This window comes from Paraburkholderia xenovorans LB400, assembly GCF_000013645.1.
In the GTDB taxonomy this organism is placed as follows: domain Bacteria; phylum Pseudomonadota; class Gammaproteobacteria; order Burkholderiales; family Burkholderiaceae; genus Paraburkholderia; species Paraburkholderia xenovorans.
Window position 1 is genome coordinate 2,466,976 of sequence record NC_007951.1, and the last position, 19,035, is coordinate 2,486,010.

At 61.4% G+C, this 19,035-nt stretch carries 16 protein-coding genes; 7 read left to right on the forward strand and 9 right to left on the reverse strand.

Annotated features, from left to right (window positions below):
* The first annotated feature begins 27 nt into the window (after window positions 1-27).
* On the forward strand, window positions 28-903 hold the full coding sequence (locus BXE_RS10995) for an MOSC domain-containing protein (protein ID WP_011488367.1): 876 nt from the start codon (window positions 28-30) through the stop codon (window positions 901-903).
* A gap of 69 nt (window positions 904-972) precedes the next feature.
* Here the strand turns inward: BXE_RS10995 and BXE_RS11000 are convergent, their stop codons facing one another.
* Window positions 973-1,353 (reverse strand): response regulator, encoded by a 381-nt coding sequence (locus BXE_RS11000; RefSeq protein ID WP_007181938.1) that lies wholly within the window; start codon window positions 1,351-1,353, stop codon window positions 973-975.
* Between the two features lie 259 nt (window positions 1,354-1,612).
* The gene (cobA, locus tag BXE_RS11005; protein ID WP_011488368.1) at window positions 1,613-2,428 is read right to left on the reverse strand and encodes a uroporphyrinogen-III C-methyltransferase; all 816 of its coding nucleotides are present in this window, start codon (window positions 2,426-2,428) and stop codon (window positions 1,613-1,615) included.
* A 643-nt stretch (window positions 2,429-3,071) separates the two neighbouring features.
* Here cobA and nirB point away from each other — a divergent pair.
* The 6 genes from nirB to BXE_RS11035 all read left to right on the forward strand — a co-directional run bounded on the left by nirB (window position 3,072) and on the right by BXE_RS11035 (window position 13,160).
* Window positions 3,072-5,612, forward strand: coding sequence for a nitrite reductase large subunit NirB (gene nirB / locus BXE_RS11010; RefSeq protein ID WP_038458840.1), 2,541 nt, complete (start codon window positions 3,072-3,074; stop codon window positions 5,610-5,612).
* A 32-nt stretch (window positions 5,613-5,644) separates the two neighbouring features.
* Window positions 5,645-6,016: a nitrite reductase small subunit NirD gene (gene nirD, locus BXE_RS11015; RefSeq protein ID WP_011488370.1), complete on the forward strand. Its 372-nt coding sequence runs from the start codon at window positions 5,645-5,647 to the stop codon at window positions 6,014-6,016.
* 42 nt (window positions 6,017-6,058) lie between these two features.
* On the forward strand, window positions 6,059-10,264 hold the full coding sequence (locus BXE_RS11020) for a bifunctional nitrate reductase/sulfite reductase flavoprotein subunit alpha (protein ID WP_011488371.1): 4,206 nt from the start codon (window positions 6,059-6,061) through the stop codon (window positions 10,262-10,264).
* Between the two features lie 200 nt (window positions 10,265-10,464).
* Window positions 10,465-11,832 carry an MFS transporter gene (locus BXE_RS11025; protein WP_011488372.1) on the forward strand — a complete coding sequence of 456 codons (1,368 nt, stop codon included), beginning with the start codon at window positions 10,465-10,467 and terminating at the stop codon, window positions 11,830-11,832.
* Between the two features lie 103 nt (window positions 11,833-11,935).
* Window positions 11,936-12,610: a type IV pili methyl-accepting chemotaxis transducer N-terminal domain-containing protein gene (locus BXE_RS11030; RefSeq protein WP_011488373.1), complete on the forward strand. Its 675-nt coding sequence runs from the start codon at window positions 11,936-11,938 to the stop codon at window positions 12,608-12,610.
* A gap of 61 nt (window positions 12,611-12,671) precedes the next feature.
* On the forward strand, window positions 12,672-13,160 hold the full coding sequence (locus BXE_RS11035) for an MgtC/SapB family protein (protein ID WP_011488374.1): 489 nt from the start codon (window positions 12,672-12,674) through the stop codon (window positions 13,158-13,160).
* Window positions 13,161-13,309: 149 nt separating this feature from the next.
* Here BXE_RS11035 and BXE_RS45825 read toward each other — a convergent pair whose 3' ends face one another.
* The 7 genes from BXE_RS45825 to BXE_RS11055 form a co-directional block, all read right to left on the reverse strand.
* Window positions 13,310-13,711, reverse strand: a complete 402-nt coding sequence (locus tag BXE_RS45825) for a hypothetical protein (protein ID WP_011488375.1) — start codon at window positions 13,709-13,711, stop codon at window positions 13,310-13,312.
* Window positions 13,708-14,049, reverse strand: a complete 342-nt coding sequence (locus BXE_RS45830; RefSeq protein ID WP_011488376.1) for a hypothetical protein — start codon at window positions 14,047-14,049, stop codon at window positions 13,708-13,710. The genes BXE_RS45825 and BXE_RS45830 overlap by 4 nt, the downstream gene beginning before the upstream one ends.
* Window positions 14,050-14,466: 417 nt before the next feature.
* Entirely contained in the window at window positions 14,467-15,279 is an 813-nt protein-coding gene (locus BXE_RS44190) for a hypothetical protein (RefSeq protein ID WP_011488377.1), read from the reverse strand.
* Window positions 15,280-15,301: 22 nt separating this feature from the next.
* A complete protein-coding gene (locus tag BXE_RS44195; RefSeq protein WP_237712039.1) occupies window positions 15,302-16,090 on the reverse strand; it encodes a hypothetical protein in 789 nt (262 codons plus the stop codon).
* A 576-nt stretch (window positions 16,091-16,666) separates the two neighbouring features.
* Window positions 16,667-17,032, reverse strand: coding sequence for a hypothetical protein (locus BXE_RS11045; protein ID WP_007181921.1), 366 nt, complete (start codon window positions 17,030-17,032; stop codon window positions 16,667-16,669).
* 154 nt (window positions 17,033-17,186) lie between these two features.
* Window positions 17,187-17,963 carry a trans-aconitate 2-methyltransferase gene (tam, locus tag BXE_RS11050; protein WP_011488380.1) on the reverse strand — a complete coding sequence of 259 codons (777 nt, stop codon included), beginning with the start codon at window positions 17,961-17,963 and terminating at the stop codon, window positions 17,187-17,189.
* Between the two features lie 120 nt (window positions 17,964-18,083).
* Window positions 18,084-18,914: an oxidoreductase gene (locus BXE_RS11055; protein WP_011488381.1), complete on the reverse strand. Its 831-nt coding sequence runs from the start codon at window positions 18,912-18,914 to the stop codon at window positions 18,084-18,086.
* Window positions 18,915-19,035: the final 121 nt, after the last annotated feature.

The window sequence follows — 19,035 nt, forward strand, 5'->3', positions numbered from 1 at the left end:
GCACGCTCCCCGCGTGCCCCCCACTTCATGGCGACCATCAGCGAGCTCTTTGTCTATCCGATCAAATCCTGCGCGGGCATTGCGCTGCGCGAGGCGCGCCTGCTCGCCACCGGCCTCGAATACGACCGCTGCTGGATGGTCACCGACCCGGCCGGCGCCATGCTCACGCAGCGCGCGTATCCGCGCATGGCCTTGATCAAGGTCGAAATCGGCGCCGATGACCTCGTGATCCGCGCGCCCGGCATGAGCGAGTTGCGCACGCCATTGAACGCCGCGCGGCTCGACGCGGCGCCCGCGGTGCAGACCAAAGTCTGGCGCGATGCCGCTTACGGCCTCGACACCGGCGCGGCAAGCGCCGCGTGGTTCTCGGCGTTTCTCGGCGTGCCCGCGCGGCTTCTGCGCTTCGATCCCGGGCACGAACGCATTGTCGACCCCGACTATACGGACAGCGTGGGCGGCGCAACCACGTATTTCACCGATGGTTTTCCGCTGCTGGTGATCGGCCAGGCGTCGCTCGACGATCTGAACACGCGGCTCAACAGCAAGGGCGCTCCGGCGATTCCGATCGACCGGTTCCGCCCGAATGTCGTGCTGACAGGGCTCGACGCGTACGAAGAAGACTATGTGGAAACGCTGAGCGTGAACGGAGACGCGGGCGAGAACGTGCAACTGCAACTGGTCAAGCCGTGCTCGCGCTGTCCGATGCCTACCATCGACCAGGCGAAAGGCGCGCCCGATCCGGACTGGCCGAACGAGCCGACCGACACGATGAGTGTCTACCGCGCCAATCCGCAGCGAAACGGAGCGATAACCTTCGGCAATAACGCGCTCGTCGCGAGCGGGGCTGGGCAGTGGCTGAGAGTAGGGCAGTCGGTGGAAGCGGAACTGGGCTTCGGCGACTAAGGGTGGTGGCCGGGGGCGAATGCGGTCGACATGCCGGTGCAGCGTGCAGCATTTACCGGAACAGAATGGCTAATGTCGTACGAGCCCGCTCAATGCCGCGAGAATGACCGGCATGGGCACCGGCTTGACGAAATGATGGTTGAAGCCCGAGCGCAGCGACTCGCTTCTTTCCTCGGCACGCTCAAGCCCCGTGACCGCGACCAGCGTGGGCGCCGGCACGTCGCCCACGTAGCGGATTCGCCGCGCCACCGCGCGCCCGTCCAGACGCGGCATCTCGACGTCCAGCAGGGCGGCGTCCGGATGCCAGTCGCAGTATTGGGCAAGGGCGTCGAGGCCATTACGCGCGGTCCGGATGTCGAAACCATGCGCGGTGAAAAAGAGTACGTAAGCAGCCAGCAGATTCGCGTCGTCGTCGGCGATCAGAAGGCGTGCGGCTCGTTGATGGGCCATCCGATTTCCCTCAGGTTATGTTCCTAGTGTTCCTGGTTAGTGAGCAATTTGAAGTCCTGATAGAAATCAGGTTTGGGAAAGTGTGCTTTCAGGCTGGATATCGACGATATATATCGCAAGGATCCGGGTCATAACGGACCTTGCACGGGGCGAATCCAGACGCTGGGCAACGGCGTATGTGCATCGATCATTCTTTCCGACGGCAGCGGTTTCGGTAATCTCTGCGTGTGCGTGTGCGTGTGCGTGTGCGTGTGCCCATTCACGCGGCCTGTGCAATTGCTTCTCGCGCGATCCGCATATCGGCCTGCATGGCCGCCTTTTCATCGCGCCCTGCGCTGTCTTCTCCCCATGCGCGTTCAATGCTCTCGCCGATCGCACTGCCCACCAGAATAACCGCAGGGCTGCCGAAGCCCGCGCTCACCGCATCCTCGGCAAGACGATCGAGGCGGCTCATCAGGCGCCGCTCGTTGCCGCCCCCCGCCCATTGCACGACGGCGGCCGGCGTGTCGGCCGGCAGGCTCGCGAGCAACGCGGCCGCAATACTGCCGATGCGCCGCATCCCCATATAGATGGCCAGCGTGGTGCGGGTCGCAGCCAGTGCGGCCCAATCGGGCTCGCCATGATCTTCCGTATGCGCGGTGACGAAACTCACGCCGTGGCAATGGCGGCGATGCGTGAGCGAAATACCGAGCCCCGCGGCGGCCGCGAACCCCGACGAGATGCCGTTGACGATTTCCACCGGAATACCGGCGCCGCGCAATACTGCGAGCTCCTCGCCGGCACGCCCGAACAGCAGCGCTTCGCCGCCCTTCACGCGAACCACGTGCAAGCCCTTGAGCGCATAGCACCGCATCAGGCGTTCGATGAACGCTTGCGGCGTAGACCGGCAACCGCCGCGCTTGCCGACGCGGATCACCCGTGCTTGCGGCGCCAGCGTCACGATCTCGGGATTCGCGAGGTCGTCGAGCAGCACGACGTCGGCGGCCGCCAGCGCTTTCGCGGCTTTCAGCGTGAGCAGATCGAGATCGCCCGGGCCTGCGCTCAATAAGGTGACCTTGCCGGTGTTCGGATTCATCGCGGTGTCCTTCGGTTCTGTGTCGGCCAGCGATAGTTGAATCGCCGGCGCCAAATAAAAAACGGCGTCCGCTCGCGATGGTCGCGAGGGGACGCCGTTGTCCGTTTGCTGCCTGGTGTGTACTGCTTCTCGACTTCGAGTGGGACGAAACACAGCGTTGTGGTTCGTCTGGGCAGGCGCAGTCATGCAAGGACTACGCCACGCATCGACAACCAGCGTTCGATGCCTTGCCGCGCCTGCCCGCCACCGCAAAAAACGCCCACCGACGCACCGCTTGCGTGCCAGCACCTCGCACGCCCACAGTGCTGCGTCGCACCATGCGTGTGCTTCGCTGCATCGAAATGCGTCGCGCGCCGGGCTCGCCGCACGCGCGTGCCATTTGCCCCAAAGCCCCGCACAGCGGCCTTTCGGCACGCGTTTCATGCAATTGGCACAGGCCTTGCGTTAAGCCGTGCCATCGGATCAACGTGGATCCGTCGCGAGTGCAACACAAAGTACTCGCCGCAGGACAGGTCAGGACAACGGCGTCCCCCGAATTCAGTCATCGACTGGGTTCGCGGGACGCCGTTTTTATTTCCGGAATCGTTTTCGCTCCATGCCGCAAGACGGCGCCCGCAACCAGCACATCGAGGAAACCGCGCTCATGAAAATCATCGTTATCGGTCACGGCATGGTCGGGCACAAACTGGTCGAGTGCCTCGCCGAGGACGCCGCGCACGGCCTGGACATCACGGTGCTGTGCGAAGAATCGCGGCCGGCCTACGACCGCGTGCACCTGTCCGAGTTTTTCGCGGGCAAGACGGCGGACGATCTGTCGCTGGTCGAGCCGGGTTTCTTCGAACGTCGGAACGTGTTGCTCAAGCTGAACGCGAAAGCCGTGGCGATCGATCGCGATGCGCGCACCGTGACGGTATCGACGGGTGAAACATTGCCTTATGACAAGCTGGTTTTCGCCACCGGCTCCTATCCGTTCGTGCCGCCCGTGCAGGGACGTGAGCGCACCGATTGCTTCGTGTACCGAACCATCGACGATCTGGAAGCAATGCGTGAATGCGGTGCGCGTTCGAAGACGGGCACGGTGGTCGGCGGCGGCCTGCTCGGTCTCGAATGTGCGAAGGCGCTGCGCGACATGGGCCTGCAAACCCACGTGGTCGAGTTCGCGCCGCGTCTGATGGCCGTGCAGGTGGACGACGGCGGCGGCCGCGTGCTGCGCACGAAGATTGAAGAGCTGGGCGTGACGGTGCATACGCAGAAGAACACCACGGCGATCGTGGACGGCGAAGCGGGCACGCACCGCATGCAATTCGCGGACGGCAGCCATCTCGACACCGACATGATCGTGTTCTCGGCGGGCATCCGTCCGCGTGACGATCTGGCGCGCGAGAGTGGCCTGACGCTCGGCGCGCGCGGCGGCATCGTGATCGATAACGCGTGCCGCACCAGCGATCCGCACATCTATGCGATCGGCGAATGCGCGCTGTGGAACGGCCAACTGTTCGGCCTCGTGGCGCCCGGTTATGAAATGGCCCGCGCGGTGGCCAAGCAATTGCTCGGTGGCGCGGCCGAATTCGCCGGCGCCGACATGAGCACCAAGCTGAAGCTGATGGGCGTGGACGTGGCGAGCATCGGCGATGCGCATGGCAGCACGCCGGGTAGCCGCGCCTACCAGTTCAGCGACGAACGCAAGCAGGTCTACAAGAAACTGGTGGTGTCCGAATGCGGCAAATACCTGCTGGGCGGCGTGATGGTGGGCGATGCGGGCGAGTACGGCGCGCTGCTACAGATGATGCTGAACCGCATCGAGTTGCCGGCATCGCCTGAATTCCTGATCCTGCCGCAGGCGGACGGCAACGCGAAGCCCGCGCTCGGCGTGGAGGCGTTGCCCGCCGGCGCGCAGATCTGCTCGTGCAACAACGTCTCGAAGGGCGAACTGTGCGCCGCGGTGTGCGCGGGCGCGACCGACATCGGCGCGCTCAAAGGCGCGACCGGCGCCGGCACCTCGTGCGGCGGCTGCGTGCCGCTCGTTACCCAGGTGATGAAGGCCGAGATGAAGAAGCAGGGTCTCGCGGTCAACAACCACGTCTGCGAACACTTTCCGTATTCGCGCCAGGAGCTGTATCACATCGTGCGTGTGGAAGGCGTGCGTAGCTTCGGCGCACTGCTCGCGAAGCACGGCCACGGTCTCGGTTGCGACATCTGCAAGCCGCTGGTCGCGAGCATTCTCGCGTCGTGCTGGAACGAGTTCGTGCTGAAGAAAGAACACGCCTCGTTGCAGGACACCAACGATTACTACCTTGCCAACATCCAGCGCGACGGCACCTATTCGGTCGTGCCGCGCATGGCGGGCGGCGAAGTGACGCCCGACGGTTTGATCGCGGTCGGCCAGGTGGCGAAGAAATACGGCCTCTACACGAAGATCACCGGCGGTCAGCGCGTCGATCTGTTCGGCGCGCGCGTCGAACAATTGCCGCTCATCTGGGAAGAACTGATCGCCGCCGGTTTCGAATCCGGTCACGCGTACGGCAAGTCGCTGCGCACCGTGAAGTCGTGTGTCGGTTCGACGTGGTGCCGATATGGCGTAGGCGATTCGGTGGGTCTCGCGGTCGAGATGGAGAACCGCTACAAGGGTCTGCGCACGCCGCACAAGATCAAGTTCGGCGTGTCGGGCTGCACGCGCGAATGCGCGGAAGCGCAGGGCAAGGACGTCGGCATCATCGCGACGGAGAAGGGCTGGAATCTCTACGTATGCGGCAACGGCGGCATGAAACCGCGCCACGCTGAACTGCTCGCATCGGACCTCGATAAGGAAACGCTGGTGCGCTACATCGACCGTTTCCTGATGTTCTACGTGCGCACCGCCGACCGTCTGCAACGCACCAGTGTATGGCGCGACAACCTGGAGGGTGGCCTTGAATATCTGATCGACGTGGTCGTCAACGATCGCCTCGGCGTGGCCGGCGAACTCGAGTCGGAGATGCAGCACGTGGTGGACACCTACGAATGCGAATGGAAGAAGGCGGTCACCGATCTCGAAACGCGCAAGCGCTTCCGTCATTTCGTCAACAGCGGCGAGTCCGACAGCAACCTCGCTTTCGTCGAGGAACGCGGCCAGATCCGGCCGGCCACGCCCGCCGAGCGACGCTCGAAGCTCGCCGCGATTCCCGTGGTCGCCGAAACCGTCTGATTGATCCGCACCATTCACCGAGGACTTCCGTCATGAACAACGATCGCCTGCCACGCTCCTGGACGCCCGTTTGCCAGCTCGACGACATCGTGCCTAACACGGGCGTTTGCGCGCTCGTCAACGGCGAGCAGGTGGCGGTTTTTCACGTGACCAACGGCGCCGGCGATGACAACGGTGACGCTACCGCCACCGTCTACGCGATCGAAAACTTCGACCCGGGCTCGCAGGCGGCAGTGCTCTCGCGCGGGCTGATCGGCAGCCTTGGTGAACGCGTCGTGGTCGCCTCGCCGATCTACAAGCATCACTTCGACCTACGAACCGGCGAATGCCTGGAAACACCGGCGTATTCCGTCGACGCGTTCGCCGCGCGAGTGGAAAACGGCCAGGTGTGGGTCGCCGTCTGAGCGGCTGATCGTCTGAAACCTTTTCGAACCAAGTTGCCCGCCATGTCCTCCACCAGTGTAAAAACCGTGTGCCCCTACTGCGGCGTTGGCTGCGGCATGGTGCTGCACGTCGAGGACGGCCAGGTGGTGAAAATCTCCGGTGACAAGGAGCACCCGGCCAATTTCGGACGGCTGTGCACGAAGGGCCAGTCGGCGCACGTCGCGTTGCGCAAGTCGGGACGGCTGGAGGGGGCGTTCGTGCGTCATGCGCGCGGTCGGGACCCGGCGCCGTTGCCCATGACGCAGGCGATCAGCGCCACGGCAGCGCGTTTGCGCGGCCTGCTCGATGAACATGGGCCGGATGCGCTGTCGTTCTATGTTTCCGGGCAGATGTCGATCGAGGCGCAGTACCTCGTCAACAAGCTCGCCAAAGGCTTCGTGGGCACCAACAACATCGAATCGAATTCGCGCCTGTGCATGGCGAGCGCGGGCAGCGGCTACAAGCTCTCGCTCGGCGCGGATGGTCCGCCGGGATCGTACGAAGATATCGACCACGCCGACCTGTTCTTCGTGATCGGCGCGAATATGGCCGACTGTCACCCGATTCTGTTCCTGCGCATGATGGATCGCGTGAAGGCCGGCGCCAAATTGATCGTGGTCGATCCGCGCCGCAACACGACGGCGGAGAAGGCCGATCTTTTCATGCAGATCAAGCCGGGCACCGATCTCGCGTTGCTCAATGGCCTGCTGCATCTATTGCACGAAAACGGCCATACGGATGCCGCTTTTATCGCCGAGGCCACCGAAGGCTGGGAGGCGATGCCCGCGTTTCTCGCCGACTACACGCCGGAGAAAGCCGCGCAGATCACCGGCCTTGCCGTCGAGGATATCCGTGCGGCCGCGCAGATGATCGGCAGCGCCAATGAGTGGATCAGTTGCTGGACGATGGGCCTGAATCAAAGCACGCACGGCACATGGCACACCAACGCGATCTGCAATCTGCATCTCGCGACGGGCAAGATCTGCCGGCGCGGCAGCGGGCCATTTTCGTTGACCGGCCAGCCCAATGCAATGGGCGGCCGCGAAATGGGTTACATGGGGCCGGGTTTGCCGGGCCAGCGTTCGGTGCTGGTGGAAGAAGACCGCGCGTTTATCGAAGACCTGTGGCGCATTCCAAAGGGCACGCTCAAGCCCGAAGCCGGCAACGGTACGATCGACATGTTCACGCGCATGGCGGCGGGCGAGATCAAGGCGTGCTGGATCATCTGCACGAATCCGGTGGCGAGCGTAGCGAATCGTCAGAACGCGATCGACGGATTGCGCGCGGCGCAACTCGTGATCGCGCAAGACGCTTTCCTCGACACCGAGACCAACCGTTACGCCGACGTGCTATTGCCCGGCGCGCTCTGGGCCGAAGCGGAAGGCGTGATGATCAACTCGGAGCGCAATCTCACGCTGATGCAAAAGGGCGTCGAGCCGCCGGGCGCCGCGCTGCCGGACTGGCAGATCATCGCGCGTATCGCCTGCGAAATGGGTTACGCAGAAGGCTTCACCTACGCGAGCGCCGAGGAAGTTTTCGCGGAAATCACCCGCGTGTCGAATCCGAAAACGGGCTATGACCTGCGCGGTGCGAGCCATCGCCGGTTGAAGGAAACGCCGTTGCAGTGGCCGCTTGCATCGGACGAATCAGCGGAGCGCAATCCGGTTCGCTATCTCAACGACGGCGTGAGCCAGACACTCAAGGAACTGGCGGACGGCAGCCGTCCGCGGCTTGTTTTTCCCACGGCGAGCTGCAAGGCGGTGTTCTTCGCGCGTGCTTATGCAGCGCCGGCCGAATTGCCGGATCGTGAATTTCCGATCGTGCTGAATACGGGCCGCTTGCAGCATCAATGGCACACCATGACCAAGACCGGCAAGGTCGCGATGCTCAACAAGCTGAACCCGGCGCCGTTCGTCGAGATTCATCCCGAAGATGCCACCACGCTTGGTATCAAGGCACAGGACCCGGTGGAGATCCGTTCGCGCCGGGGCCGCGCGGTGTTGCCGGCCGTCGTGACCGAACGCGTGAGCGCGGGCAGTTGCTTTGCGCCGATGCACTGGAACGATGTATTTGGCGACGACCTGTGCATCAACGCCGTGACGAGCGATGCCGTCGACCCGATCTCGCAGCAGCCCGAACTCAAGTTCTGCGCGGTCGCGTTGAGTCCGGTGGCGGCGGACAGCAGGCAGCCGCTTCTGACTGACGACGATGCAACGATCACCGATGCATCCGTGGCGGTTGCCGTCAGCGCGGCGCCCGGGAACACCGTATCGGCAAGCGCCGAGGATCTGGATATGCCCCGTATAGATGCACTCACGAGCCTGTTGCAGCTGCCGCCGACACCCGCGCCGTCATTCAACGATCAGCAGCGGCTCTACCTCGCCGGCTTCGTCAGCGGACTGCGTTCAGCGGAAGCAAAAGGTATCGACAGCACGCCGGTTCTGCCCGGCAACGCGCCGTTCGATACGACCAGCCGTCTGTACGTGGATGGCTTGCTTGCCGGTCTGTATAGCCGCAGCGCGATGGTTCCCGCCGCGTCGGCCCCTACGCTTGCGGTGTCGCATGCGGAGACGTCGCACGCATCCGGCGTGCGGATCGTGCGCGCACGTCCCAAGGTCACACTGCTGTGGGCCTCGCAAACCGGTAACACCGAGTCGCTGACCGAAGGCTATGCCACCCGTCTGATGGAATCGGGGTTTGAAATCCGCACGTCGTGCATGGCGGATTATCCGGCTTCGGCGCTCGCCAAAGCCCAATACGTGCTGCTGATGACAAGCACCTTCGGCGATGGCGACCCACCCGACAACGCACAAAGTTTCTGGACGCAATTGAGCGGCGAGGGCGCGCCCCGGCTCGACGGCGTGCGCTTCGCGGTGCTCGCGCTCGGCGATCGCAACTATGACCAGTTCTGCGGTCACGGCCGCCGTCTCGACGAGCGGCTCGCCGGGCAAGGCGCGCAGCGGCTGATGGATCGCGTCGATTGCGATAGCGAGTATCAGGCAAGCGCGGACGCGTGGCTCGAACGCATCATCGTGCGGATCAAGGAAGAAGATGCCGCGCTGTATGCCGTGCCGGCGGGTGGCATGGTCAACGCCGTGGTGCCGGGCACGGTGCCGACCAAAACGCGGCCGGCCGCCTCGCGGCTCGTCAGCAATCTGCGCCTGAACAAGCAGGGCGCGGCGAAAGATACGCGCTACGTCTCGCTGCATACGGGCGACTCGGGGCTCGAATACGAAGCGGGCGACGCGCTCGGTGTCTGGCCGAGCAACTGTCCCGAACTGGTCGATGAATTGATCGGCCTGAGCGGTCTGCACGCGGACGCCGCGGTAAACGTGGCGGGCGCCGGAGAGATGCGTCTTGCCGATGCGCTCGGCAAGCACTACGAGATCGCGCGGCCGAATCCGGACCTGCTTGCGTTTGTCGCCGCGCGCAGCAATAACGGCGCGCTGCGTGATCTGCTGGCGCCGGATCGCAAGGCCGACCTCAAACAATGGTTGTGGGGCCAGCAGATTGCCGACGTGCTGCATGAATTTCCAGTGAGTCTCACGGCAAGCGAATTAACCGGCATGCTCAAGCGTCTGCAACCCCGGCTGTATTCGATTGCATCGAGCCCGAAAGCGCATGCCGGCGAAGTTCATCTGACGGTTGCCGCTGTGCGTTACAGCAACGGCCGCCGTCATCGCAAAGGCGTCTCGTCGACTTTTCTCGCCGACCGCGCGGGCGATGTCAACGTGCCCGTGTTCGTGCAGAAGTCCGCACACTTTCGTCCTCCTCACGGTTCGGAAACGCCGATGATCATGGTCGGCCCCGGCACCGGCGTTGCACCGTTTCGCGGCTTTCTGCACGAGCGGCGTGCACGTGGCGACACTGGACGCAACTGGCTGTTCTTCGGCGAGCAGCACGCCGCCTCTGATTTCTACTATCGCGACGAACTCGAATCGATGCGCGACAGCGGTGTGCTGACCCGGCTCGACGTCGCCTTTTCACGCGACCAGGCGGACAAGGTCTACGTGCAGGACCGCATGCGCGAGCAGGGTGCGCAGTTGTGGGCATGGCTCGAAGACGGGGCGCATTTCTATGTGTGCGGTGACGCCAACCGGATGGCGAAAGATGTCGATGCGGCGCTTAAGGAAGTGGTCGCGCGACACGGCGGCATGAGCGACGACAAGGCACTCGAATACGTGAGCCGCCTCGCGCAGGAAAAGCGCTACGCGCGCGATGTTTATTGATAGCCGGACCGTTTCAGGCGCCACGCGCGCAGTTGACATTTCAAGGTTTCAAAGAGTACGCAGTAAAGCTTCAGAAGACAGAGCCGGATGGCATGGAGGTTGCATGTTCATACCGGTTTTCAACATCGTGATCATTCCGGTGCGTAGCGCATGGCGCGATCTGCCGGATAGTCGAAAAATCAGCATTGTGAGGATATCTGATGAAAAACGTGATGAGCTCCCTAAAGAGCGGGGACTGGCGCGCGCTGGTGGCGTGTTTCCTCTATTTCGACACCGGCTTTACCGTCTGGGTCCTGTATGGACCGCTCGCGCCGTTCATCAGCAAGAGCATTGCAATGACGCCCGCGCAACAAGGTTTGCTGGTGGCGGTGCCGGTGCTCTCGGCCGCGATACTGCGCGTCACGCTCGGTAATCTTTATCAGTCCGCGCACGGCAAGCGCATTGCGTTGATGGGCGTGCTGCTTTCGGCAGTGCCGACCATCGTGCTGCCGTTGATGCCGTCTGTGCCGTCGTACACCGTGCTGCTGGTGCTCGGCGTATTCCTCGGTGTCGGCGGTGCGAGTTTCGCCGTGGCGCTGCCGATGGCCGGCAGCAACTATCCGCCGAAGGTGCAGGGTCTGGTGTTGGGCCTCGCCGCGGCCGGCAATATCGGCGCGGTGCTCGACGGCTTCCTGTTCCCGCAACTGGCCACGCATTACGGCTGGCAGATGGCCGCCGGCGGCGCACTGCCGCTGCTCGCGATCGCGGCGATCACGCTGTATTTCTGGGCCAACGATTCCGGCGTGAAATCGGGCAGCGTGCTGCGCGCATTCGGCAGCTTTACGGTGACGCTGGTCGGATTGATCGTGCTGGTGCTGCTCGTCGAAGCGGGCATGTTCGGCTCCGGCAAGACCGGTGTGCTGCTGTTGCCCGTGATCGGCGCCTTGCTGGCTATCGCGGTGCTGCCCAAGCGCTATCGCGCGGTGCTGGCCGAACGTGACACGTGGGCGATCATGCTGGTGTACAGCATTACGTTCGGTGGTTTTGTCGGCATGTCCTCGTACGTTTCGCTGCTTCTCACCAACCTCTATCAGCTCTCGAAGATCGACGCGGGTCTCTTCATGGCGCTGCTCGCCGCAACGGGCGCGATGGTGCGTCCGCTCGGCGGCCTGATCGCCGACAAGGTGTCCGGTGTGCGCGCGCTGACTTTCCTGCTCGCGATCATCTCGTTGTGCGACTTCGTGTTCGCCGCAGCCATGCCTGCAATGGCGGGCGGCATTGCGCTGCTGTTGGTCCTGTATGTGGCCTTCGGTCTCGGCAACGGCGCGACCTTCCAGTTGGTGCCGCATCGCTGGGCCGGCCGCACGGGGCTGATGTCGGGCATTGTCGGCGCCGCGGGCGGCATCGGCGGATTCTATCTGCCGGTCGTGATGGGTATCGCGAAGGAAAGCACGGGCAGCTATCAGATGGGCTTTGCGACGTTCGGCGTGCTGGCCGCATGCGCGTTCCTCGCGATCGTCGCGCTGCGCCGTCCGTGGATGGCGTGGTCGATGCACTCCGGCGTGATGCATGCGCACGCAACGGAGTAGTGGTGTGGCGTGGAGCGGAGTAGCGCTCCCGATCCGGCCGCCGCATTGACGCGGAAGCCGGGTCACACGCAACGGAGCCGATCAACCATCACCAGAAGTTGACATGAGCATCACGACAGAACGGGTTCAGGCGCCACCGTCCGACGCGGACGTTTCCAGCGAGGTGTTGAGCTCGTTGATCAACATGGCGGGGCGTCAGCGGATGCTCTCGCAGCGCATTGTGTTGAAAGCGATGCTGGCATTCCAGCAGTTCGACGGTGCGCTCGCGATCGCGCGCGACACGTTGAACACGTTCGCCGACAGTCATACGGCGCTGACGCAAGGCCGCGACGGCTTACCCGGACTGTTCTCTCCGGCGCTGCGCGATGCATTTCACGGCAGTGGGCAAGTGGCCGCGAAGATCACCGAATTTATCGCGCTGGCTTCGGCCGCGCTGGAGGCGATCGGGCGTGCGTCGCCGCGCGCGGACGATGCATTGAAGGCGCTGGTCGATTCCGTCGATCCGTTGCTGACGCATCTGCACGGCGTCACGGCCGTCTACGAGCAGGAGAGCCGGCGGATAGCGCGCTTGCAGAAGAAAGAGCAGCAGCAACTGATCGAACGGATCAAGGCGATCGCGAAAGAAGCGCACATCGTTTCGTTCAACGGACAGATCGTGGCGAGCCGCGCGCACGTGACCGGGCGCGAATTCGCCGTGGTGGCCGGCGTGATGACGACGATCACGAAAGAACTGGAGGCCGTAGTGAGCGCGTTCGTAAAGAAGACCTCGGCGGGGTGAAGCACGCGGCGCGGCGATATTGCCGTATGCTTGGCGTTTTCCGGAACGTCGGGCAAATGTAATGACCAACTGGTGGCAGGTGGTGTGGGGAACTGCACGCGCAGAATTCTCCGATCTCGGCAGCGCGGCCGACGTCACGCAGGTGCTGATGCGCCTCGGACTCGCATTGATACTCGGCGGCATACTCGGATTCGAGCGTGAGATGTCACGGCGCGACGCCGGCATGCGCACGCATATGATGGTGTCGGTCGGCGCGGCCTTGTTCGTGGTCGTGCCGCTGCAGGCCGGTTTCTCGCAGGACAATATGAGCCGGGTGCTGCAAGGCCTCGTGTCCGGAGTCGGTTTTCTCGGCGCGGGCGCGATCATCAAGCTCAGTGCGGAGCGCGAGGTGCGTGGGCTGACTACGGCGGCGAGCTTGTGGTTGAGCGCGGGCGTCGGCGTGGCGGCGGGGTTGGGGCGCGAAGCTACGGCGATTCTCAGCGTGGCGATTGCGCTTGCTATTCTGTCGAGCGCGCGGCTGTTCAAGAGTCGCGAGGGGGAGGAGAAGTAGGGCGAAATTTTACTGGTTGGCCCGCAGCGTGTTGTCGGGCTGGTTGGTTTGGACGCTCGCGCCGGGCTTGTTGTTGGGTGCTTGTGCGAGCGAAGCGGTCTGCGTGCAGAGGATGGGTGAGTGTGGCTCGACGGCGCTATTTGGCGTGCTCAAAAATTTCCACGCCCGTCTTTTCCAGAGAGAATTAATCTAGCCAGGTTTCCTCGAAACGGCTCGGGCAGCAATACGCCTTTGGAGAACATCGTCCGCACGGTCGCACATGTATCTGTATTGCTTGCAGTCCTTAAATTGACCAGGTTATGCAAAAATGTATTCGACTCATCTGCTGGAAGCGATGCCGCGACCTTGAGGAGCGCCTCTTTGGCGTTTTCCTGTGACACGAGGACAAACGGCAGATTGTCGAGTCGAGCATTGATCGCCGACTTGGTAATAGAAAAAAATGCCTTCCTCTCAGTATCGGTTAGCGACTCAAGGAGCGGGAATGTACGAGAACTGAAGTCAGTTATTGACATTCTTCCTGTTACGAAGTCGCTGCATTCCTTGTCGTTCAATCCATCCAGTATTTTCTTAACGGCATGTACGCCTCAAGTACAGCGGTTGGAAGCCGAGCCATTCCTTCCGCGCCCAGCCGACCGACTAGATTGATTTGGTCCGCAGGACTCGTGGAATTGCGGGCACTCTCAAGTTTCTTGTTTTGCGCAAGCCATTGATTGAAGTTCACCGTCTCGCGATACGCGGCCGATGATGTCGAAAAAGAATTCGTCGTGGCAGCGGCGACCGGTGTCTTTTCTACAGCATTCTCTGGCGCCGGATGCGAACCACGAAAAAATACCGCCGTGGTACAGATAACTACTGCAGTACCGAATAGGAATTTCGTCGTTGATTTCATTTTGTAGTCCGATCACTCGCTGCGCGCCTTTCGGAGGATTGAGCAAGCCCCTAATTTATCGTTCGAGCGCGTTTTTGGGTGTGTGCAGAGATGATCCAGAAAATGCCGCACGGCCGTCTATCAGAAACATCTGCAATAGAGCCAGGAATTGTCAGTGCTTATCAGGCGATGCGCACACGCACGCAAGGGCGCGGAGCGCCTACACCGCAGATTGAGTCGGACAACGGTTGCCCAATCTTTTCCATGACATCACGTCGACTCCCGTCGCTGTCTACATAGTGCCGGCCGTCGGTATGCTCGCATTAATTACCCGGTCGAGGTAATCGAATAACAAAAAAGGAGCGAATTATTAGATAGTCCTGAGTTGCCGGGTCAATCCGTGGAAAGTAATCAAGATTTATATGGGAAATATTGTCATTACTCTGAGTGATAAATTTTTTCATTCCCATTGCGCCCCGTAAGCAGCAGTCTCGCTATGTGTCCCCGATAAGGCTCCGGCAGCGCATTTCCTTTTGAATAAAGCGTGCGGGCCGTCGCGCATGCATCCTCGTCGCTCGCCGTCTTCAAACTGGCGAGCCCACTAAAATATATTTTCGATTGGGATGCATTCGATAGCCTTGCTATTTTTATAATGGCTAGCGTTGCGTCCTCGGTCGATAACACGATATTTGGTGAGCCGGCTAGTTGTGCTTCGATGGCAGCCTTGTTAACCTGGATCCAGGCTTTCGCTTCGCCTTCATCGAACGAGTTCATTACCGGAAAGGCCTGGATCGTGAACTCCGAGAGGTTGAACCCTCCTCTTATGAGCGTACTGCATGTATGAGCATCCAGAGACGCTATTATCTTATTTACCGAGGAAAGGCGTTGCTCCAGCAGTTCCGTCGATATTTTAGACACCCCCTTGGCTTCCAGTGTGCCTGAAAGGTCTAATAGATCTTGTGGATTTCCTGAAGGACTGAGCGCGACTATTTTTTTATTCTCCCATACCCATTTTCGAAATTCATCATATTCACGGCGCATGGGTGAGGACGGCGAATACGGATTGTCTGACGCGGCGGATTCATCGACATCGGCTTCGCCAGTTCGGCGGTAGACATTCTTGTTTTCGCTGGCCGGCGTCTTGGCATGATATTTTGTGGTGAAAAGGCATCCAAGAGAAAACGCGGCGACGGTAGCGACAAGCAGGGCCACAACATGGCGGAGATAAAAATGACAAATGGGAGGTGTCATTGAATTTTCCTGAAATTAATTGTTAAATTTTTTCATTTCCATCATCCCCGGTGAGCAACATTCTTGCGATATACCCGCGATAGGGTTCGGGTAAAGAGTTACCTCGCGAGTAAAGGATTCGCACCGTCGCACAGGCTTCCTCATCAGACGCCGTCTTCAGTCCCGTCAAACTTGCAATAAATTCCTTGGATTGTGGCGCATACATTGATTTGGCTATCTTGACAATACCTCGCGTTGCGTCTTCAGTGGAAAGGACGATGACCGGTGACCGATGTAGTTGCGCCTCGATCGCGGCTCTACCAACAGAAAACCATGCTTTCGCTTCTTCTGAATTAAATGAGTTCATTTTCGGAACCGACTGCGCCGCAAACTCCGTAGCATCAAAGTTTCCCTTTATTAACGTGGCGCAGATATGGTTGTCCAGCGACGGCAATATCTTGTTAACAGATGAAAATCGTTGCTCAAGTAAGGCCGTTGATAAACGGGGCATTCCTTTCGCCGCCAGTTGACCAGATAACATCATCAAACCCATTGGATCTGCTGCGTCATTTACAGCCTGTATATCCTTGTTATTTAACAACCATTTTCGATAGTCGTTGAATTCACGGTAAATGGGAGCCGATTCGTCGTAAGGATTAATTCGCAGGGCAACATAATTGTTATAATCTGAATTTTCATTGCCACGGATGACCGGGCGGCTATTGTCAGCACCCCTTGCATTGACGTGGATATTGGTTAAATAGCCACCCAATAAAAAAGCTGCCGCAGCCGTGGCAACCCAAATCGTAATATGGAGAGGATTTAATTTCATGTTCATTTCCATTTCCGAGGCTGTGCAGAATTCGGATCTGAGGGCGTCGCTGACGCAACAGTCCTTCACCGCTCGGGCGCTTTTTTAGCGCGCCTTGCAATCATGAAAGAAGCGCCCAGTGTCAGGGTTTCAGAAACATCTGCAAAACTATCGCGAAAGATCAGGTCGTCGAGGTGGCCTTGATTTTTGCTATGCGATTTGCATTATGGAGAGATGCGAGCCGACGGAAAGGCGCGAGCAATGGCGCTTTCGAATACTGATTCGATATTCAGATTCCGGACCGGAATCTGAAATAAGAGAGGGTATAGCGGTTCTGTTCTAACGAGAGGACAGCAGATTTGTCAAATTTCGACACAACCCTAGCGCGCCGCTCCGCGGTGTGATCGAATGGTTTGGCTGGTCCACGAACAGTGGCAGGCTTGAGCAGGCGGGGTTTTCTCCCTTTGACCTCCTGCGGGCCCGAATGCTAGTGGACCGGCGCCCACCGATATGCAAAAAACAGAACGAAATCCCGCCTCGCAGGGAGTGCGGTGAGTGCAGTGACCAGTGCGTTACCGATATACCCGCGATCGAGCACTAATCCGCCAGCCTCTTATCCGCCAAAGCACTCTGGCAATCCGCAATCACCTGTCGCACAAGCCTGGCTTGAGGATCGAGTTCATCCGTATCCAGAATCTCCTCGACCGCATCTCTGGCCCAATCGGCCTCGATAAACTGCGCATGCCGCCGCGCAATCTCAACCGCGGTGGCGGAGAGCTTCGCAACACTCAACCAGTCGGCCTCGCGCGCGCGGCGGTCGAGCCATTTATGCGCGGCCTGCACATGAAACGCCGCGTCGGGCCAATCCTCATTCAGGTAATAAGCGCCAAGACTTCCGCATGTGAGCCAGCACAACAGCTCCAAACGGTCACGTGGACTCAGATGATGGCGTACATCACTCATGGCGACGCTCGCTGCTGTAAATTGCGTTCCGGTGAGGACGGCGAGCCGCCGTCCTCCGCTTTCATTGAACAATATCACGCACAATTCAAGCGCGGCAATTCCTGACGTACCCTGGCGCGCCGGCACCACAGGCCGCCGCTCGCGGCCCGCAGAGCTAGCGGGTGGCAACGATGAACAGCCGCGGAAACGGCAGCAGCACCGTGCCGTCGGCGAGCGCCGGATAAGCCGCGGCGATCGCGTCCCGGTATCGCTGCAGGAAGGCGGTTTGCCCGGCGTCGTCGAGTTCGGCGAGGAACGGCCGCAGCGCGCTGCCCTTGAACCATTCGACCACCGCGTCCGCGCCGCCCGCAAGCGGGTGGTGGTAGACGGTGCGCCATACGTCGACACGCGCGCACAGCGGCTCGAGCAACGCGTAGTACCAGCCGGCGCCGTACCGCACGGTGCGCTCGAGTCCCTTGAGCGTGGGCGCCCACGGGCCGTCCGCAGCGATTTCGCGCAGCAGGCGGTGCGCGGGTTCGTCCAGATTGTCCGGCATCTGCACGGCGAGGCTGCCGCCCGGCGCGAGCTTCGCCACGAGCGCCGGAAACAGCCGCTCATGGTCCGGCACCCATTGCAGCACCGCGTTGGCGAGGATCAGATCGTATGGTCCCGGCGCGTCCCACGTGGAAATGTCGCTCACGTCGAACTGGAATTGCGGCAGGCGTTTGCGGGCCGCCTCGATCATGTCGGGCGAACTGTCCATGCCGCTGACCGCCGCGCCGGGCAGGCGAGCGGCGAGCGTTTCAGTCGAATTGCCGGGTCCGCAGCCAATGTCCACCGCGGTCTTCACGTCCGTTGCCGGCACGGCCGCCAGCAGATCCCTGACCGGACGTGTGCGCTCGTTTTCGAACAACACGTACTGCTTCGCTTCCCAATCCTTCTTCGACGTCATCTGATACCCCTTTTGTGCGTGATGGCCGGACCGGCGGCTGCCGGCGCTGCCGTCTGCCTCGCGTCCTGAGTTGAACCGTTCCGGTTCGCTCATTCTCGCTCACGCACGGGCATCATGGCTTCATGCGAAGTCGGTCGAACGCGACAGCGCTTCCCACGCGTCGATCTCCGCGCCCAGTGCGGCCAGTTTTGTTTTCACCAGATCGAACGCGTCGTTGCCGAGCAGCAGATGCACCGGCGGATTGTTCGCGGCGACGATCGCGAGCAGCGCCTGAGCCGCTTTGCGCGGGTCGCCGGCCTGCTTGCCGCTCTTCGTTTCGCGCGCTTCGCGGATCGGGTCGAAGAGGGCGTCGTAGTCGGAGATGCTGCGGCCTGCGCGAACCATCGAGCGGCCGGCCCAATCGGTACGAAACGAGCCGGGCGCGACCGCGGTCACCTTGATGCCGAAGCCCGCCACTTCCTTCGCCAGCGTTTCGGTGATGCCTTCGAGCGCGAACTTGCTGCCGCAATAGTACGCAATGCCGGGCATCGTGATGAAGCCGCCCATCGACGTGATGTTGATGATGTGTCCCGAGCGGCGCTCGCGCATGGCGGGCAGCACGGCCTTGATCATCGCCACCGCGCCGAACACGTTGACGTCGAATTGCCGGCGCAGATCGTCGAGCGGCGACTCTTCCAGCGTGCCTTCGTGCCCGTAGCCGGCGTTGTTGACGAGCACGTCGATCGGCCCGACGGTTTGCGTGATCGCGGCGACGGCGGGCGCGATGGCATCGAATTGCGTCACGTCGAGCACGATGGCGTGGGCCCGTTCGGCGGCTAGCGCCTCGAACGCGCTGCGCGCGGCTTCATTGCGCACCGTGCCGACGACGGTATGGCCCGCGTCGAGCGCCGCCTGCGCGAATGCCTGGCCGAAGCCGGAACTGACGCCGGTGATCAGAAACGTTTTGCTCATGGTGATCCACTCCTTTGTTTTGCCGGTCGTCACACGGCGCCTTCGGACGAAAGCGCACGGCATCGACCGGTCTACAGGACAGCATGGTAGGAGCAGCAAAGGCGGGCGCAAATGCCGGTTC

Bases quoted from the DNA above. Each gene is read 5' to 3' on its own strand.
- BXE_RS11030 (WP_011488373.1), top strand. From the start codon at position 11,936: ATGAGCATCACGACAGAACGGGTTCAGGCGCCACCGTCCGACGCGGAC.
- cobA (WP_011488368.1), bottom strand. From the start codon at position 2,428: ATGAATCCGAACACCGGCAAGGTCACCTTATTGAGCGCAGGCCCGGGC.
- BXE_RS11045 (WP_007181921.1), bottom strand. From the start codon at position 17,032: ATGAGTGATGTACGCCATCATCTGAGTCCACGTGACCGTTTGGAGCTG.
- BXE_RS11025 (WP_011488372.1), top strand. From the start codon at position 10,465: ATGAAAAACGTGATGAGCTCCCTAAAGAGCGGGGACTGGCGCGCGCTG.
- BXE_RS11020 (WP_011488371.1), top strand. From the start codon at position 6,059: ATGTCCTCCACCAGTGTAAAAACCGTGTGCCCCTACTGCGGCGTTGGC.
- BXE_RS45830 (WP_011488376.1), bottom strand. From the start codon at position 14,049: ATGAAATCAACGACGAAATTCCTATTCGGTACTGCAGTAGTTATCTGT.
- BXE_RS11055 (WP_011488381.1), bottom strand. From the start codon at position 18,914: ATGAGCAAAACGTTTCTGATCACCGGCGTCAGTTCCGGCTTCGGCCAG.
- nirD (WP_011488370.1), top strand. From the start codon at position 5,645: ATGAACAACGATCGCCTGCCACGCTCCTGGACGCCCGTTTGCCAGCTC.
- BXE_RS11000 (WP_007181938.1), bottom strand. From the start codon at position 1,353: ATGGCCCATCAACGAGCCGCACGCCTTCTGATCGCCGACGACGACGCG.
- tam (WP_011488380.1), bottom strand. From the start codon at position 17,963: ATGACGTCGAAGAAGGATTGGGAAGCGAAGCAGTACGTGTTGTTCGAA.
- BXE_RS11035 (WP_011488374.1), top strand. From the start codon at position 12,672: ATGACCAACTGGTGGCAGGTGGTGTGGGGAACTGCACGCGCAGAATTC.
- nirB (WP_038458840.1), top strand. From the start codon at position 3,072: ATGAAAATCATCGTTATCGGTCACGGCATGGTCGGGCACAAACTGGTC.
- BXE_RS10995 (WP_011488367.1), top strand. From the start codon at position 28: ATGGCGACCATCAGCGAGCTCTTTGTCTATCCGATCAAATCCTGCGCG.
- BXE_RS44190 (WP_011488377.1), bottom strand. From the start codon at position 15,279: ATGACACCTCCCATTTGTCATTTTTATCTCCGCCATGTTGTGGCCCTG.
- BXE_RS44195 (WP_237712039.1), bottom strand. From the start codon at position 16,090: ATGAAATTAAATCCTCTCCATATTACGATTTGGGTTGCCACGGCTGCG.